The following is a 17,113-nucleotide window of genomic DNA, read 5'->3' on the forward strand; positions in this document are numbered from 1 at the left end:
CGTGAGCGCGGCGAGTCCAGTAAAATAGCGGCTTTGCCTTCTCTCCTTGTTGCATTGCCAGCAACCACACTCCATGATCCGAATCAGCGAACTCAAACTCCCCCTCAACCATCCCGAACTTGCCCTGCGCGAAGCCATCGTGGCGCGCCTGGGCATCCAGGACGCCGACCTGGCCGATTTCACCGTCTACAAGCGCAGCTACGACGCGCGCAAGAAGTCGGCCATCGTCCTGATCTACGCGATCGACGTGAGCCTGCGCGATGAAGCCGCACAGGCCGCCGTGCTGGCGCGCCTTGCCAAGGACCAATATATTGGCCCCTCGCCCGACACCAGCTACAAGTTCGTTCCCGCGGCCAAGCCGGCGCCGGGTACCCCGCGGCCGGTGGTGGTGGGCATGGGCCCCTGCGGCATGTTCGTGGCCCTGATCCTGGCCCAGATGGGCCTGAACCCGCTGGTGCTGGAGCGCGGCAAGATCGTGCGCGAGCGCACCGTCGACACCTTCGGCTTCTGGCGCAAGCGCAAGCTCAACACCGAGTCGAACGTGCAGTTCGGCGAAGGCGGCGCCGGCACTTTCTCGGACGGCAAGCTGTACAGCCAGATCAAGGACCCGAAGCACTACGGCCGCAAGGTGCTCACCGAGTTCGTCAAGGCCGGCGCGCCGGAGGAAATCCTGTACGTCAGCAAGCCGCACATCGGCACCTTCCGACTGGTCAAGATGGTCGAGCAGATCCGCGCCGAGATCATTGCCCTGGGCGGCGAGATCCGCTTCGAGACCCGCGTGGACGACGTGTTCGTCTCGGAGGAAAACGGGGTGCGCCAGGTACAGGGCGTGCGCCTGTCGAGCGGCGAGGAGATCCCGACCCGTCACCTGGTGATGGCGATCGGCCACAGCGCGCGCGACACCTTCGAACTGCTGTACGAGCGCGGCGTCTACATCGAGGCCAAGCCCTTCTCGATCGGCTTCCGCGTGGAACACCCGCAATCGCTGATCGACGTCTGCCGCTTCGGCCCGAACGCCGGCAACAAGCTGCTCGGCGCGGCCGACTACAAGATCGTGCACCATGCCTCCAACGGCCGTTCGGTGTACAGCTTCTGCATGTGCCCGGGCGGCACCGTGGTGGCGGCATCGAGCGAGGAAGGCCGCGTCGTCACCAACGGCATGAGCCAGTACTCGCGCAACGAGCGCAATGCCAACAGCGCCATCGTGGTCGGCATCACGCCCGAGGACTACCCGGGCCACCCGCTGGCCGGCATCGCCTTCCAGCGCGAGCTGGAGTCGCGCGCCTTCGTTCTCGGCGGCTCCAACTACGATGCGCCGGGCCAGCTGATGGGCGACTTCGTGAAAGGCCGGCCCTCGAAGGAGTTCGGCTCGGTGGTCCCTTCGTTCAGGCCGGCGGTGCACCTGACCGACCTCGCGCCTTCGCTGCCGGACTACGCGATTCTGGCGCTGCGCGAAGCCTTCGTCGCTTTCGACAAGCAGATCAAGGGCTACTACAAGGAAGACGCGGTGCTGACCGGCGTCGAGACCCGCACTTCCTCGCCGATCCGCATCAAGCGCAACGACAATGACCTGCAAAGCCTGAACACGCGCGGTCTGTTCCCGGCCGGGGAAGGCGCGGGCTACGCCGGCGGCATCATGTCGGCGGCGGTGGACGGCATTCGCGTCGCCGAAGCGGTGGCCCTGGCGATGGCCGAATGAAGCCTGCCGCCGGCGTGCAGGCAGGCAGCGGGACGCTCGGCCCCGGCTTGGCGATCCTGGCCTCGATGGTGTCGGTGAACGCCGGCGCCGCCTGGGCCAAGCACCTGTTCCCGCTGGTCGGCAGCCAGGGCGTGACCGCCGTGCGCGTCGGCCTGGCGGCGCTCATCATGCTGGCCATCGTGCGCCCCTGGCGCACCCTGCCCGCGCGCGGCGACGCGCTCAACCTGCTGGTGTACGGCCTGATGCTGGGCTGCATGAACCTCCTGATCTACGGCGCCTTTGCGCGCATCCCGATCGGCATCGCGGTGGCCATCGAAGTGGTCGGCCCGCTGGGCGTGGTGGTGCTGTCTTCGCGCCGCGCGCGCGATTTCGGCTGGGTGCTGCTGGCGGCCTGCGGCCTGTGGCTGCTGGCGCCGGTGCACGCGGGCGTTCCCCCGCTCGATCCGGTCGGCGTCGCCTATGCGCTGGGCGCGGCCTTCTGCTGGGCGATGTACATCGTGTTCGGCAAGCGGGTATCGACCTTGAACGGCGGCCAGGCGGTGGCCTGGGGCATGCTGGCGGCGGCGCTGTTCACGGTGCCGGTCGGCGCGGTCCACGCGGGCAGCGCGCTGCTCCTGCCTTCCGTGCTGGCGGGCGGCCTGGCGGTGGCGGTGCTGTCGAGCGCCCTGCCCTATACGCTCGAGATGGCGGCGCTGGCGCGGCTGCCGCGGCGCGTGTTCGGCATCCTGGTCAGCGCCGGACCGGCCTTCGCGGCCGTGGCGGGCTGGGTGGTGCTGGGCGAGCGCCTGACCGGCATGCAGTGGCTGGCGATCGCGCTGGTGATCCTGGCCTGCGGCGGGGCCGCGGCTACCGCCGGCAAATAGTAGGGTGGGCAGGTTTCCTGCCCACGCGTTCAACCAGCAGCAAGATCATCGTATCGTGGGATGCACCTCTTGAGTATCACCGCGTGGGCGGGGGCCCCGCCCACCCTACGAAAAACATGGCCGGCTGCTACAGCCAGCCCGCTTTCTTGAAGCGCCGGTACATGTAGTAGCACACCCCGCCCATCACGCACAGCGCCGCCGGATAGCCGTACTTCCACTTCAGCTCGGGCATGAATTCGAAGTTCATGCCCCAGATGCCGGCAAAGGCCGTGAACACGGCGAAGATCGCCGCGTAGGAAGCCAGTTTCTTGCTGACGTCGTTCTCGTCGATCGCCACCATCGACAGCGTCACCTGGATCGCCGTGTTGATGGTGTCGCGCACCGCGTCCAGCCGTCCCAGGATGCGCAGCAGGTGGTCGTGCACGTCGCGGAAGTAATCCTGGGTCTCGGCCACCACGCCCGGCACGCGTCCGCCGTGCAGTCGCCCGACCGCATCCATCAGCGGCACCACCGCGTGGCGCAGCACCTGCGACTTGCGCTTGAGCGCGTACAGGCGCTCGACGTTGGCGCGCTGCTCGCCCTTCTGGCCGAAGATGTGGTCCTCGATCGATTCGAGTTCGGATTCGAGCATGTCGACCACAGGAAAATACCGGTCGACCACCGCGTCGACCAGCGCGTACAGCACGAAGCCGGAGCCCTTGCGCAGCTGGTGCGGCTCGCGCTCGGCGCGCGCGCGCACCCCAAGGAAGCCCTGGTTGGCGTCGCGCCGCACCGACAGCACGTAGTTGGGGCCGGCGAAGATGGCCAGCTCGCCGGCGTTCAGTTCGTCGCCATTGAGTTCGACGATGTGGACGATCACGAAGATGCAATCGCCGTACTCTTCCATCTTGGGACGCTGGTGGCCGCGCGCGGCGTCTTCCACCGCCAGCTCGTGCAGGCCGAATTCTTCCTGCATGGTGAGGAGTTCGGCCTGGATCGGGTCGCGCAGGGCGACCCAGACGAAGGTCTCGGGTTCCTTCAGGTGTTCGCTGATGTCCTCCACCGGAATGTCGGACAGCTTCTTGCCTTCCTGGTAGGCGACACAGTTGATCAGCATGGGCGATGGTGTAAGTGCATGATATGCAAGCTTACACCATCGCTCTCACTCGTCCTGTGCGCCATCTATCCCTAGCTCGACGATCTTGCGCGTGATGGTGTTGCGGCCGATCCCGAGCCGCATCGCGGCATCGTTCTTGCGCCCGTGGGTGTGCTTGAGGGCGGTCTTGATCAGGGCCGACTCGAACTGGCGGCCGAGCGTGTCCATCACATCCATCTGGCCGGCGCCGAGCATGCCGGCGGCCTGCAGCTCGAGCAGCGCGATCCAGCCTTCGGGCGACACCGGCGCGGCCGGCACCGCCGCCGCCGGCGCCGGCGCCGTGGCCATCCCGGCTGCGCTCTCGTGCGGGGCCGGCGCGGCGGCCTGGCCCTGGGTCAGGTCGCGCGGCAGGTCCTTCACCTCGACGGTCTGGCCGGGCGCCATCACGGTGATCCAGTTGCACAGGTTTTCCAGCTGGCGCACGTTGCCCGGCAGTTCGAGCCCGGACAGGAAACGCATCGCCGATTCGCTCAGGCGCTTCGGTTCGACGCCCAATTGGCGTGCACTCTGCACCAGGAAGTGGCGCGCCAGGATCGGGATGTCGTCGCTGCGCTCGCGCAGCGAGGGCAGGCGCAGGCGGATCACGTTCAGGCGGTGGTACAGGTCTTCGCGGAACATCCCGTCGCGCACGCGCTGTTCCAGGTTCTGGTGGGTGGCGGCGATCACCCGCACATTGGCCTTGACCGGCTGGTGCCCGCCGACGCGGTAGAAGTGGCCGTCCGACAGCACCCGCAGCAGGCGGGTCTGCAGATCGAAAGGCATGTCGCCGATCTCGTCGAGGAACAGGGTGCCGTTCTCGGCCTGTTCGAAGCGGCCGCGCCGCATGGCCTGGGCGCCGGTGAAGGCGCCGCGCTCGTGGCCGAACAGTTCCGATTCCAGCAGGTCCTTCGGGATCGCCGCCGTGTTCAGCGCGATGAAGGGCTGCGCCGCGCGCGGACTGTGCTTGTGCAGGGCGCGCGCGACCAGCTCCTTGCCGGTGCCGCTCTCCCCCGTGATCAGGACCGTCACGTTCGACTGCGACAGGCGGCCGATGGCGCGGAACACCTCCTGCATCGCCGGCGCGTGGCCGAGGATCTCGGGCGTCTCGGCGGGCGCGGCTTCCACGCTGGCTTCGCGCAGGCTCTCTTCCAGGGCGCGCCGGATCAAACTGACTGCCTTGTCGATGTCGAAGGGCTTGGCCAAGTAGTCGAAGGCGCCGCCCTGAAACGAGGCGACCGCCGAATCGAGGTCGGAAAACGCGGTGATGATGATGACCGGCAGGCCGGGGTGGCGCGCCTTGACGGCGCCAAGGAGTTCGATGCCGGATTCGCCCGGCATGCGGATGTCCGACACCAGCACCTGCGGGGTGTCATGCTCGAAAGCGGCCAGCGCATCGTGCGCGTTGGCGAAGCTGCGGGTCTCCAGGCTTTCGCGCGCCAGGGCTTTTTCGAGCACCCAGCGGATCGATGCGTCGTCGTCGACAATCCAGATTGGTTTCATGTATTCGTGCTTCCCGCAATATGGATAATTCGGGGACTCACGGTGGATCCTGCTACCTGCTTATGGCAAAGGCAGCAGGATCCGGAAATCCGTCAGTCCAGGCCGGCTTTCGCACTCGATCACACCCAGGTGCTGCTGCACGAAGGTCTGCGCCAGCGTCAACCCGAGGCCACTGCCGCCTTCGCGCCCGGACACGAGCGGATAGAAGATGCGGTCGCGGATCTCGGGTGCGATGCCCGGTCCATTGTCGATGATATGCAAATCTAATGCCAGCCCATAACGGACCTTGGCCAGGGTGACCTGGCGCGCCACGCGGGTGCGCAAAATGATCTCGGCGTCGCCCGCCGCGATGCGCCCCCTCAATGCCTGGGCGGCGTTATGGGCGATGTTGAGCACCACCTGGATCAGCTGCTCCATGTCGCCCCTGAACTCGGGGATCGAGGCGTCGTAGTCGCGCCGGATGGACAGGCCGCTCGGGAACTCGGCCAGGATCAGGCTGCGCACGCGCTCGCACACTTCGTGGATGTTGACGTCCCCCACGATATGGGGTTTCCGGTGCGGCGCCAGCAGGCGGTCGACCAGGGTCTGGAGGCGGTCGGCCTCCTTGATGATCACCTGGGTGTATTCGGTCAGGTCGGCCGGGTGCTGCGGCGGCAGCTCGAGCTCGAGCAACTGGGCCGCGCCGCGGATGCCGCCTAAAGGGTTCTTGATCTCGTGCGCCAGGTTGCGGATCAGTTCCTTGTTGGCCTGGCTCTGGTCGAGGATGCGCTCCTCGCGGTCGAGCTTGATCTGCTGGACGTTCTCGCGCAGCTCGATCAGCAGTTCGGCGCCCTCGCCGTCCTTCAGGGCGCTGACGATGCTGTTGACGTGCAGCGGCTCGCGTCCGGTGCGCTGCAGGACCAGGTCCTGGCGCAGGTCGGCGTACTGGTGCGCCAGCGCCTGGGCGCACAGCGCGGCCAGCTCGGCGCCGTTGGCGAACAGCTCGGGCAGCGGTGCGCGCTGCAGCGACTTGAGCGAGAGTTCGAGCAGGTTTTCGGCGGCCGGGTTGGCGTAGCGCACCTCGCCCCGCGCGCCCAGCAGCAGCACGCTCGAGGCCAGCAGGTCGAGTCCGGCAAACCGCACGGCGGGATCCTGGCCGCTCATCCGAAGTCGCTCATCCGAAGTCATTCATCCGAAGTCGCTCATCGAATGTTGCCGATCTCGCGCTGCAGCGCCTCGATGTTGCGCTCGGTGCGGCCGATTTCGTCGCGCATCGAGGCCACCCGTTCCTGGTACTTGGCGTAGTTGCGCTCGTTGCCCTGGCGTTCCGGCTCGCCGTTGTTGAAGTCGCGGCGCAGGTCCGCCAGCTTCTTCTGCTCGATGCGCAGCTCGTCGTTGAGGATCTCGCGGCGGTCGTCGTCGCGCGCGCGCTGCTGGGCGGTGTCGACGCGCGGGAAGCTGGCCGGGCTCACGGCCGGGGCCGGCCCCGGGTTGAGCGGTCGCACGGCCGGGATCGGCGCCGAGGCGCGCGGCGGCGCGGGCGGCGCATAACCCGGCAGGTCGAGCGCCTTGCAGCCGCGCCGTGCGGTGTCGGTGAATTCGACGCGTCCCTGCTCGTCCACGCATTTGTAGACGGTGCCCTGGGCCTGCGCCCCACTGTGGAGCGCCGGGCCGGCGAGCAGCACGATGGCCAAGCGGCGGAAATAGCTAATTGTCGTTCCCATCAGAAAGTCGTCTGCACAATAAACGTGCACGTATTGTAGAACGGCCCGACTATACAGCAAGCATGAAAAAAGGCGGGGAAAGCCCTTGCTTTCCCCGCCTTTGTTACAGAGCCTTACGCCGCCTGACGCATGGGCGCAACGCTTCTGTTGACCTCTTGATTACGACGAGTAGTACATGTCGAATTCGGCCGGATGCGGGGTCATGCGCAGGCGCTGCACCTCCTGCATCTTCAGCTCGATGTAGGCATCGATCATGCCGTCGCTGAACACGCCGCCGCGGGTCAGGAACTCGCGGTCCTTGTCCAGGGCTTCCAGCGCTTCTTCCAGCGAGGCGCACACCGTCGGGATCATCTTGTCTTCTTCCGGCGGCAGGTGGTACAGGTCCTTGGTGGCGGCTTCGCCCGGATGGATCTTGTTCTGGATGCCGTCCAGGCCGGCCATCATCAGCGCGGCGAAGCACAGGTAGACGTTGGCCAGCGGGTCCGGGAAGCGCACCTCGATGCGGCGGCCTTTCGGGTTGGCCACGTGCGGGATGCGGATCGAGGCCGAGCGGTTCTTGGCCGAGTAGGCCAGCTTGACCGGCGCTTCGTAGCCAGGCACCAGGCGCTTGTACGAGTTGGTGCCCGGGTTGGTGATCGCGTTCAGCGCCTTGGCGTGCTTGATGATGCCGCCGATGTAGAACAGCGCGGTTTCCGACAGGCCGGCATAGCCGTCGCCGGCGAACAGGTTCTTGCCGTCTTTCCAGATCGACTGGTGCACGTGCATGCCCGAGCCGTTGTCGCCGTTCATCGGCTTCGGCATGAAGGTCGCGGTCTTGCCGTAGCTGTGGGCCACGTTCCAGATCACGTACTTCATGTTCTGGGTCCAGTCGGCGCGCTCGACCAGGGTCGAGAAGCGGGTGCCGATTTCGTTCTGGCCGGCGCCGGCCACTTCGTGGTGGTGCACCTCGACCGGGATGCCCATCGATTCGAGGATCAGGCACATTTCCGAGCGCATGTCCTGGAAGCTGTCGACCGGCGGGACCGGGAAGTAGCCGCCCTTGACGGTCGGACGGTGGCCGCTGTTGCCGCCTTCGATTTCCTTGTCGGTCGACCAGGATGCCTCATCCGAGTCGATCTTCACGAAGCAGCCCGACATGTCGATCTTCCAGCGGATCGCGTCGAAGATGAAGAATTCCGGCTCCGGGCCGAAGAAGGCGGTGTCGCCGATGCCGGTCGACTTCAGGTAGGCTTCGGCGCGCTTGGCGATCGAGCGCGGGTCGCGGTCGTAGCCCTTGCCGTCCGACGGTTCGATCACGTCGCACTGCATGAACAGCGTGGTCTCTTCCATGAACGGGTCGATGTTGGCGGTGTTCGGGTCCGGCAGCAGCAGCATGTCCGAGGCTTCGATGCCCTTCCAGCCGGCGATCGACGAACCGTCGAAGGCGTGGCCCGATTCGAACTTGTCTTCGTCGAAGTGCGAGACGGGAACGGTGACGTGCTGCTCTTTACCGCGGGTGTCCGCGAAGCGCAGGTCAACGAATTTCACTTCGTTGTCTTTGATGAGTTGGATTACATCTGCAGCCGTCTTTGCCATTCGTATCTCTCCTGATTGAAAAGGGGGTGTCGCACCGGGCTGGGCCACATGCGACATCTTGCTCTACTTCAAAGCATGAACCGTGCCAAGCTACCGTTATGAGCAAATGCATAATGCTTCGTTGGTGAGCCTGGGGGTTTGGTCCTAAAATCGGCACTGACCAACGGTGCGCGTGGCGGTGCGCACGCACCAAATTGGTGCAAGTTGGTGCGCAGCGCACCATCGCAGCGCAGGATACGCCGAACCAAGTTGGTGCACGCCTTTTTCTTTGCCTTACATCGACGCTTTCACGGACCAGACATCATGACCACTACCGAAGCCATCCTCGCCGCCGCACGCCAGCGCGCCGCCGGCCAGCCCTATGCCGGCGCCGTCACGCCCGAAGAGGCCTTCGCCCTCCTGCAGAGCGATCCGCGCGTGAAACTGGTCGACGTGCGCACCAATGCCGAGCGCGACTGGGTCGGGCGGGTCGCGCTTCCCCAGGCCCAGCACCTCGCGGTGGAATGGGTCACCTACCCGGGCGGGGCGCCGAATCCCGCATTCGGTGCGCAGCTCGAACAGCTGGCGCGCAAGGACGAGGTACTGCTGTTCCTGTGCCGCTCCGGGGTGCGCTCGCGCCACGGCGCACGCGTGGCCACCGAGCACGGCTTTGCCGAGTCCTACGACATCCTGGAAGGTTTCGAGGGAGATCGCGACGCCGAGGGGCACCGCAAGACGGTCGGCGGGTGGTGCAAGGCGGGGCTGCCCTGGATCGGGGCTTAAGGTTTTGTAGCGTGGGCGGGTTTCCCGCCCACGCGTTCAACAAGCGAAAGAATGATCGCGCAGGCTATTCATGCCTGATTTGAACGCGTTGGCAAGGTAATTTAGGCCAATGGCCTAAATTACCTTGCTCACCCTACGAACATCAGTGCGCCGGCATCACCATCAGCTGCAAGCCCGATGCCGCGCCCGGCGCGCGGTACACCCGCTGGGTCGCCTTCTTGAAGTCTTCGGGCTTGGCTTTCGGGATGTGCGTAAAGGTCTGCGGGTTCAGGTCGACCAGCGGGAACCAGGAGCTCTGCACCTGCACCATGATGCGGTGGCCGCGCCGGAAGGTGTGGTTCACCTCGCCGATGTCGAAGCTGATCGCTTCCTGCTTGCCGGGGGTGAAGGGCTCGGGCTTCTCGAAGCTGTTCCTGAACTTGCCGCGCAGCGGATTGCCGCGCACCAGTTGCTGGTAGCCGCCCAGGTTCAGCTGCGGCGGGCCGACGTCGTTGCCCCTGCGCTCGGCCGCCGGGGTCGGGTACTCGCTCGGGTAGACGTCGATCAGCTTGACCACCCAGTCGGCGTCGGTGCCGGTGGTGGACACGAACAGCTTCGGCACCACCGAACCAACCACGGTCAGGTCTTCTTCCAGCACCTCGCTCTGGTAGACCAGCACGTCGGGACGGGTGGCGGCGAAGCGCTGGTCCGAGACCATGTATTCGCGCGGCACGCCAGTGGCCGGGTAGCCGATGAAGGGCACCGGCTTTTTCGGATCGGCCACGTACTCGTCGTAGCCGGCGCCGGAAGCGGCAGGCTGCTGCCAGCCGAGCGTGCCGTTCGGGCCGAAGTACAGCGTACGGGCCTTCGCCGGCGCCGGCGGCCAGGCCGCATAGCTGCGCCAGACGTTGGTGCCGGTCTCGAAGGCGGTCACGGCGGGCAAGGCGCGCGCCGGCTTCACGCCCTTCAGGTGCTGCTCGAAGAAGGGGAACTGGATCTCGCGGCGGAAGTATTCGCTGGTCTTGGTGTCGAAGCTCACGTGCCCGAGGCGCGCGCCGTCGCCGCGCGCCCAGCCGCCGTGCACCCACGGGCCCATCACCAGCGCGTTCGGCGTGGACGGGTTGTACTTGCCGACCGCCTTGTAGATCGCGAACGGCCCGGCCGGGTCTTCGGCATCGAACCAGCCGCCCACGGTCAGCACCGCCGCCTTCACGTTCTTCATGTGCGGGGTGATCGCGCGCGAACGCCAGAACTCGTCGTAGGTATCGTGCTCGATGGTCGGCACCAGCAGTTCGCGCTGCTCCGCGCTCAGGCTGGCGAGGATGTTCTCCATCGTCAGGCGCTTCAGGAAGAAGTCGTAGGCGTCGGCCTCGCCGTAGGCGAAGCGGGAACGCTCTTTGTTGCCCACGGTCGGATTCTGCTGCGGCAGGAAGGACGAATAAAAATCGAAGTTCGCCGACAGCATGAAGGCGCCGCCGTGGTAGGAATCGTCGCCCATGTACAGGTCGGCGATCGGCGCCTGCGGCGAAGCGGCCTTGATCGCCGGGTGCGAATCGATGATGCTGGCCGCCGTGTAGAAGCCCGGGTAGCTGATGCCCCAGATGCCGACCCGGCCATTGTTGTTGGGGACGTGCTTCAGCAGCCACTCGACGGTGTCGTGCATGTCCTCGCTTTCCTGGCCCTCCCCTTTGGCGCGCTTGGGGCTGACATGCGGCGTCATTTCCTGCCAGCTGCCCTCCGACATGTAGCGGCCGCGCACGTCCTGGGTCACGAAGATGTAGCCGGCGTCCTCCAGTTCGCGCGAGGGGCCGAGCGCCTCGGGGAACCAGTCCACGCCGTAGCGCTGCTCGCCCTGCGCGTACACGCCGGCGCTGTAGGGGGTGCGCTGCATCAGGAAGGGGTAGGGTTTCGCGCTGTCCTTCGGCACGTACACGGTGGTGAACAGCTTCACGCCGTCGCGCATCGGGATGCGGTACTCGTACTTGGTGTAGGCCTCGCGCGGACTGCGCTTCTGTGCGGGCGCATCGGCGGGCGCGGCCTGGGTGCTCGCCTGCACTCCTGTGCTGCAGACCAGCATCACGCCCAGGGCAAGGGCGGACAAGGAAGGACGGATCATGGCTTCTTTCGGGGAACGGAACAAAGAGCGCCAGTGTAATCCGTTTCCGACAGAAAATTGCTACTTCCGCACTAGCGCTTCCGGGAGACCGCCAAGCCATGCTGGTCGATGGTGCCGCGCACCCGTTCGCGCACGAAGTTGATGTGGCTGCGCAGGCGGTACAGCTCTTCCGCATACGCCAGCGGGATCGAGATGTGGTTGACGCGCTCCTCGATGTCGTCGAGGCGGTCCAGCAGGCCGGTGCGCGCAGACTCGCGTTCCTCGGGCGCGATCGCTTCCAGCTCCTGCTCCACCTTGCGCAGCTCGCCATACCAGCGGTACACGCGCGAGCGCACCCGCCACACGTAGATCGGCGGGACGATCCGGGACAGCGGGATCAGAAGCGCCGCCAGCGCCACCCCCACCACCCACAGGCGTTCGAACAGGTTGGCCAGCCAGAAGCGCATGTAGCGCTGCATGAAGGGCGGGCCGTCGCGGTAGTAGCGCGCCGCCTCGGCCGCCACCGGGATCTCGGTGTACTTCGGCGAGGGGAACTGGCCCTGCTGCTGGAACCAGCCTGCCTTGCCGTGGATCGCGCCGGCCGACTTGACCAGCAGGCCCACCAGGGCCGGGTGCAGGCTTTCCCTCGCCACCAGGGTGGCGGTGGGGGCGATCAGGTGGTAGTCCTGGGCCGGGATGTCGCGCCCGAGGTCGACGATCCCGCGCGGCAGCACCACGTGGGTCAGGAACGGCAGGCGCCGCGTGTAGGCGTCGGCCTGGGTGAAGTTGAACAGCTTGATGCCCGGGGTCTGCAGCAGCATTTGGATCAGCGGCGCTTCCGGCGCGGAGCTGAACACCAGGCCGTCGATGCGCCCGGCCAGCAGTTCCACCGTGGCCGGGGTGTTTTCCAGCGCGCCGATCTGCAGCTCGCCCGGTGCGATGCCGTTCGCGTCCAGCACCTGGCGGAACAGGCGCGGCACGCCGGTGCCTTCCGGCCCCAGGTTGATGCGTTTTCCCTTCAAGTCGGTCAGCTGCGTGACCCTGGCGCCTTCGCGCAGGAACAGCCACACCGGTTCGGTGAACAGGCTGCCGAGCGAGACCAGGCCAGCCTGTTCGGCCTGGTCGTCCACGGTGGAACCGCTCTGCACGAAGGCGATGTCGACCTTGCCGTCGATCAGGCGCTCCAGGTTCTCGGCAGAACCGAGCGAAGGCTGGAGAGTCAGCGTGATCTCGTCGCGCGCAAGCAGCCGGGCGTACTGGCGGCCGAATTCCTCGTAGGCGCTGTTGAACTGGCCAGTGGCCAAGGTGAGGCGGCGCGGCGGCGCGGGGTCGACCCAGAGGTAGGCCAGCACCGCCACCGCGATCGCCGCCAGCAGCGTCGGCCCCATTGCCGTCAGCAGGTCGCGCAGGGACACGATGCTGAACTGGCGCATGCGCGTCACGGCACGCCTGACTGCGCCGGCACGTCCGTTCAACGGACGCACTGGCGCTGGGCGGCGATGCTGTCCGGCGGCGGTTCGATCATCGGCATCAGGCTCGGGGCCAGGTTGGCCAGCAGCTGCACCGGCAGCGCGCTGGTGAAGTCGTAGTTGCCGGACTGCGGGCCGTGCACGTAGGCGGTCATGCTGCCGAAGTAGCGCTCGCCGATGTTGAACACAAACGTCGCCGAGCGGTTCACGAAGCGCGACTCGATCACGCGCCCGCCGCGCGCATACACCTCGAAGCGCTGGTCGCCGGTGCCGGTCTTGCCGCCCACGGCGATCACGCTGCCATCACGCTGCGTGAAGGCGGTCTTGACGCGCTTGGCGGTGCCGTCGGTGACCACGCCCTGGATCGCGTCGGCCACCGCGCGCGCCACCTCGGGCGCCAGCACCTGTTCCTTGCCGCCGCCCTTGCTGCGCTTGACCAGGGTCTCGTACGGGGTGTCCTTGGCAAAGTGCAGCGAGTCGATGCGCTCGACGGGCTTGCGCACGCCGCCGTTGACGATGATGCCCATCAGCTCGGCCAGCGCGGCCGGACGGTCGGCCGAGGCGCCCAGCGTGGTGGCATAGGACGGCACCAGCGAGTCGAACGGATAGCCCATCTTCTTCCACTGCGCATGGATCTTCAGGAAGGCTTCCACCTCGAGCAGGCCGGCGATGCGCTTGTCCTGGGCGTGCTTGCGGTGGGTCTTGAACAGCCACGAATACACTTCCTGGCGCTCCTTCACGCTGGCATCGGTGACTTCGGTCCAGCCGGCGTTCGGGTGGGTGCGCAGGTAGCCCGCCAGCCACAGTTCGAGCGGGTGCACCGAGGCCACGTAGCCGCGGTCGGCCAGCGACATGTTGCGCGGGTCGTACATCTCGTACATCTTGGGGATGCGGTCCGCATCCATGTCGTGCGAGGCCGGCAGGTTCTTGTCGATGAAGGCGCCGAACTGTTCCATGGTCGCGTCCGGGAACACGGTGCGGTGCGCGGCCGCCAGCTTGGACGCGAGCGGACGCACGCCCGAGAACAGCAGCTCCTCGACCTCGGCCGGGGTCTTGCCCTTGTACTTGTTCCAGAACTTGGCCATGAAGACCTTGCCCTCGTTGTCGGCGAAGCGGGCCAGGTACATCGCGCGGCGCGGGTCGTCGGCGTCGGCCAGCAGCTGGGCCGAGGAGCCCGGCAGCTGGAACATGTAGTAGCGCACCACGTCGCGCATCATGCGCACGAACACCAGGTTGGTCGAATTGCGCAGCGCCTGCGTCACCGTCATGATCTTGCTGTTGTCCAGCTTGCTGAAGTTGCCGAAGGTGTGCACGCCGCCGCCGGTGAAGAAGGCTTCGCCCGGGTTGGCCGAGTACTTGCGTTCCATCGCGGCGGCGAGCATCGGCTTGAGGCCGCGGTCGGCGCCCTTCGGCAGGGTGCGGAAGTACTCCAGCGCCCACTGCGACATGCGGTCTTTCGGATCGACTTCCACGCCCATCAGGCCGATCTCGTCCATCTGTTCGAAGCGCTTGTGCAGCTGGTCGACGATGTCGAGGTAGGTCACCAGGGTGCGCAGCTTGGCGGTCGAGCCCAGGTCGAGCTTGGCGCCTTCGTTGATGTCGAGCGGCTGGTCGTAGTTGTCGGTCTGGACCCGCAGGTAGTTGACGTGCTCGCCGCGCTCATACAGGGTGAAGCTGTACACCACCTGGGACGGGTCGCCGTTGCCGAGCAGGCCCTTGCCGGTCAGCCCGGCTTCTTTCGCATGCTCGGCGTCGGACAGCTGGCGCAGCGTGTCGGTGACGGCCTGCTGGACCTGGGCGTCGAGGGTCGAGACCACCGACAGGTCGAGGCGGTCGAGGTTGTACAGGCGCGAGTCGCCCACCAGGTAGCCGAGGTGGTTGCGCACCGCGTTGGCGGCCTTGCGCGACACGAAGGCGTCGGCGCCCGGCGCGGCCACGCCCGAGCCCTGGGCCGGGTGCAGCGCGACCTTGAGCGCGGCGTCGCGCAGCTGCGGCGAGATCACGCCGGCCTGCGCCAGCACGCGCAGGTGGCTGTTGGTGAGCGTTTCGAGGTCGTGCTCGCCGGCGCCCAGGTAGTAGGCCGGGCGGCGCTGCGCGATCATCAGCGACAGCGCTTCCTTGTAGGCGGTGACGGCGTCGGCGCTGTTCATCGGGCCGCGCAGCTGCTCGCTCAGCTTGGCGAAGTCGCGCCCGTACCAGACCCACATGCCGTCGCCGATGCCGTTGACTTCGCCGTAGCCCGGCTTGGCCGACAGCGGCACCGTGTTCAGGTAGTCGAGCACGATCTGGCGCCGCGCATTGGTGGTGTCTTCGCCGTCCTGGTAGGCGCGCAGCGTGGCCGAGGCCATCTGGATCATCTTGTCCTGCAGCGAGCCGGTGCGCCCTTCGGGCGAGTGGCGGTACTTCTCGATCTGGGTCGCGAGCGTCGAGCCGCCGGCCACGCGCCCGCCGCCGCCCAGGCCGACGCTGCTCAGGGTCTTGTCGAACACCGCTTTCGAGAAGCGGTCCCATTCGACCGCCGGGTTGCGGTGCGGGTAGGCCGGGTCGAGCAGCTCGCGGTTCTCGATGAACAGCAGGCTTTGCACCAGCAGCGGCGGCGCGTCCTCGAACTTGTGATAGAAGCGCTCCGGGAAGCGCGAGGCGAACAGCGGCTGCGCGCGGCAGTCGAGGATCTCGAGGCCGACCTTGGTCTTCTCGTGGTAGGTGGCGTACAGGCCGCGGTCGGCCATCTCGAGCATCTTGGGCGACATGCGCGCCTGGGCGTCGATGACGTAACCGCGCGACTGCAGCTTCTGGAGGTAGGCCGGCAGGCCGGCGTAGCCCAGGCGGGTGTCGTAGGGGCTGGCGGCCGGGAAGCGGATCGCCTGGCTGGGGCCCTTCTCCATGCGGTAGGTGAGGTCCTCGGCCATCTCGGCGAAGATCTTCGCCTGCAGGCGCGAAGTGCGCATCTCGAGCGCGCCCCAGCCGGCCAGCAGCGCCAGCAAAATCAGGAAGATGAGGTAGAGCCAGGGTTTGTAGCGGCGCTTGCGCGGCGCGCTCTCGGGCGTGCCTTCGGGCGTGCCCTCGGAGCCGCCTCCGGGCACGTCCGGCGGCACCGGCGCGCCCGAGGGCGCACCGCCGCCGCCGGCCGCCAGGTGCGGATAGGCTTCGTACAGGGGGACGTCGTTGCCGCCCGCGGATGCGAGCACGGGTGCGCGGCCGGCAGCTGACTGGGCGAGCTGCCCGAGCCACAGACCCACTGCGCGGATGACATTACTGGGCCGCTTGGTGCGGCGAATACTTTCCATGATGGCTCAACCGGTTTGAATCAATTCGTGCTCAATCCCCGCCAACCTGCCCGCCATCCTTGCCTCTGGTGTGTTCGAGTGATTGGGTCCTCGTCAGTCCGCAAAAATGTGCGGCGCAAACTCACTCAGGATTGCACCTCCACAGGTATCATTCCACCACATCAATACCCCTCGCGCGAGACACGGTTTAACAATTTTGATTCGCGCGAAGTATTTTCGCAAAAAAACAACGGCAGAGTTAACTGGACGGCATGTAGTCCTACAAAAGCTGGAATTCGGCCCCGCAACGCTGCAGTTCTGCCTGCATGGCAAGGAAGCCTGGCTCGACTTGCGCAGGCGCGCCCTTCACGCCGAGTTCGATGTGGCGGCGGGTGCGCGCGTCGCCCACGCTCGGCAGGCTGAACACCCGCAAGCCCGGATAATCGCGCTCCAGCGCCTCCATCAGCGGTGTCAGCAGCGCCTCCGCCTGTTCGTAAACGATCAGCGAACGTTCCAGGTGGACCGTGGCATGGAATAAATGCGCATAGTGGGTGTCGAGCACCCATGCGAGCATCGGCCAGGCCATCACCGGGAAGCCCGGCACGAAGTGGTGCGGCGCCACCCCTGCCCGCTGCACGCTGAAGCCGGCGATGCGGTTGTAGGGGTTGGGGATCAGGGTGGCGCCCTGCGGGAACTCGGCCATCTTCAGGCGCTGCAGGTTCTCGGGCGCCTGCAGGTCGGCCTCGATGCCGGCCTCGCGCGCGGTCGCGCGGATACGCTCCTCGATGAGCAGGCGTCCTTCCGGATGCAGCGCCAGGGGCAGCCCAAGCGCTGCGGCGGCGCACTGGCGCGTGTGGTCGTCCGGGGTGGCGCCGATGCCGCCGCAGGAGAACACCACGTCGTCCCCGGCGAAGCTGCGGCGCAGGGTCGCCGTCAGGCGCTGCGGGTCGTCGCCGACGAATTCGGCCCAGGCCAGCTGCAGGCCGCGCGCCGCGAGCAGCTCGACCACTTTCGCAAAATGCTTGTCCTGGCGCCTGCCGGACAGGATTTCGTCGCCCACGACGATCAGACCGAATCCCATCGATATC

At 66.7% G+C, this 17,113-nt stretch carries 12 protein-coding genes; 3 read left to right on the forward strand and 9 right to left on the reverse strand.

Annotated elements, in window-relative coordinates; genetic code table 11:
- Positions 1 to 73: 73 nt before the first annotated feature.
- Together AB3347_RS11505 and AB3347_RS11510 are read left to right on the forward strand one after the other, a co-directional pair.
- A complete protein-coding gene (locus tag AB3347_RS11505) occupies positions 74 to 1,699 on the forward strand; it encodes an NAD(P)/FAD-dependent oxidoreductase (RefSeq protein ID WP_369091943.1) in 1,626 nt (541 codons plus the stop codon).
- A complete protein-coding gene (locus tag AB3347_RS11510; RefSeq protein WP_369091944.1) occupies positions 1,696 to 2,562 on the forward strand; it encodes an EamA family transporter in 867 nt (288 codons plus the stop codon). Before AB3347_RS11505 ends, AB3347_RS11510 begins: the two co-directional genes overlap by 4 nt.
- Positions 2,563 to 2,689: 127 nt before the next feature.
- Here the strand turns inward: AB3347_RS11510 and corA are convergent, their stop codons facing one another.
- The 5 genes from corA to glnA form a co-directional block, all read right to left on the reverse strand.
- Positions 2,690 to 3,658, reverse strand: coding sequence for a magnesium/cobalt transporter CorA (gene corA, locus AB3347_RS11515; protein ID WP_369091945.1), 969 nt, complete (start codon positions 3,656 to 3,658; stop codon positions 2,690 to 2,692).
- Positions 3,659 to 3,703: 45 nt separating this feature from the next.
- Complete coding sequence (gene ntrC / locus AB3347_RS11520) at positions 3,704 to 5,176, reverse strand: nitrogen regulation protein NR(I) (RefSeq protein WP_369091946.1); 1,473 nt, start codon at positions 5,174 to 5,176, stop codon at positions 3,704 to 3,706.
- Between the two features lie 60 nt (positions 5,177 to 5,236).
- A complete protein-coding gene (gene glnL, locus AB3347_RS11525) occupies positions 5,237 to 6,319 on the reverse strand; it encodes a nitrogen regulation protein NR(II) (RefSeq protein WP_369091947.1) in 1,083 nt (360 codons plus the stop codon).
- A gap of 38 nt (positions 6,320 to 6,357) precedes the next feature.
- Positions 6,358 to 6,879 (reverse strand): DUF4124 domain-containing protein, encoded by a 522-nt coding sequence (locus AB3347_RS11530; protein ID WP_369091948.1) that lies wholly within the window; start codon positions 6,877 to 6,879, stop codon positions 6,358 to 6,360.
- A 159-nt stretch (positions 6,880 to 7,038) separates the two neighbouring features.
- Positions 7,039 to 8,454, reverse strand: a complete 1,416-nt coding sequence (gene glnA, locus AB3347_RS11535; protein WP_369091949.1) for a type I glutamate--ammonia ligase — start codon at positions 8,452 to 8,454, stop codon at positions 7,039 to 7,041.
- Positions 8,455 to 8,757: 303 nt separating this feature from the next.
- On the opposite strand from glnA, the gene AB3347_RS11540 reads away from it, so the two are divergent.
- Entirely contained in the window at positions 8,758 to 9,216 is a 459-nt protein-coding gene (locus AB3347_RS11540) for a rhodanese-like domain-containing protein (RefSeq protein ID WP_369091950.1), read from the forward strand.
- Positions 9,217 to 9,358: 142 nt separating this feature from the next.
- Here AB3347_RS11540 and AB3347_RS11545 read toward each other — a convergent pair whose 3' ends face one another.
- The 4 genes from AB3347_RS11545 to AB3347_RS11560 all read right to left on the reverse strand — a co-directional run bounded on the left by AB3347_RS11545 (position 9,359) and on the right by AB3347_RS11560 (position 17,106).
- The gene (locus tag AB3347_RS11545) at positions 9,359 to 11,311 is read right to left on the reverse strand and encodes a CocE/NonD family hydrolase (RefSeq protein ID WP_369091951.1); all 1,953 of its coding nucleotides are present in this window, start codon (positions 11,309 to 11,311) and stop codon (positions 9,359 to 9,361) included.
- Positions 11,312 to 11,382: 71 nt separating this feature from the next.
- Complete coding sequence (locus tag AB3347_RS11550; RefSeq protein ID WP_369092298.1) at positions 11,383 to 12,723, reverse strand: TAXI family TRAP transporter solute-binding subunit; 1,341 nt, start codon at positions 12,721 to 12,723, stop codon at positions 11,383 to 11,385.
- A gap of 38 nt (positions 12,724 to 12,761) precedes the next feature.
- Positions 12,762 to 16,046, reverse strand: a complete 3,285-nt coding sequence (locus AB3347_RS11555) for a transglycosylase domain-containing protein (protein ID WP_369091952.1) — start codon at positions 16,044 to 16,046, stop codon at positions 12,762 to 12,764.
- A gap of 259 nt (positions 16,047 to 16,305) precedes the next feature.
- Entirely contained in the window at positions 16,306 to 17,106 is an 801-nt protein-coding gene (locus AB3347_RS11560) for a competence/damage-inducible protein A (RefSeq protein WP_369091953.1), read from the reverse strand.
- Positions 17,107 to 17,113: the final 7 nt, after the last annotated feature.

The organism is Massilia sp. X63 (assembly GCF_041023745.1).
Classification (GTDB): Bacteria; Pseudomonadota; Gammaproteobacteria; order Burkholderiales; family Burkholderiaceae_D; genus Telluria.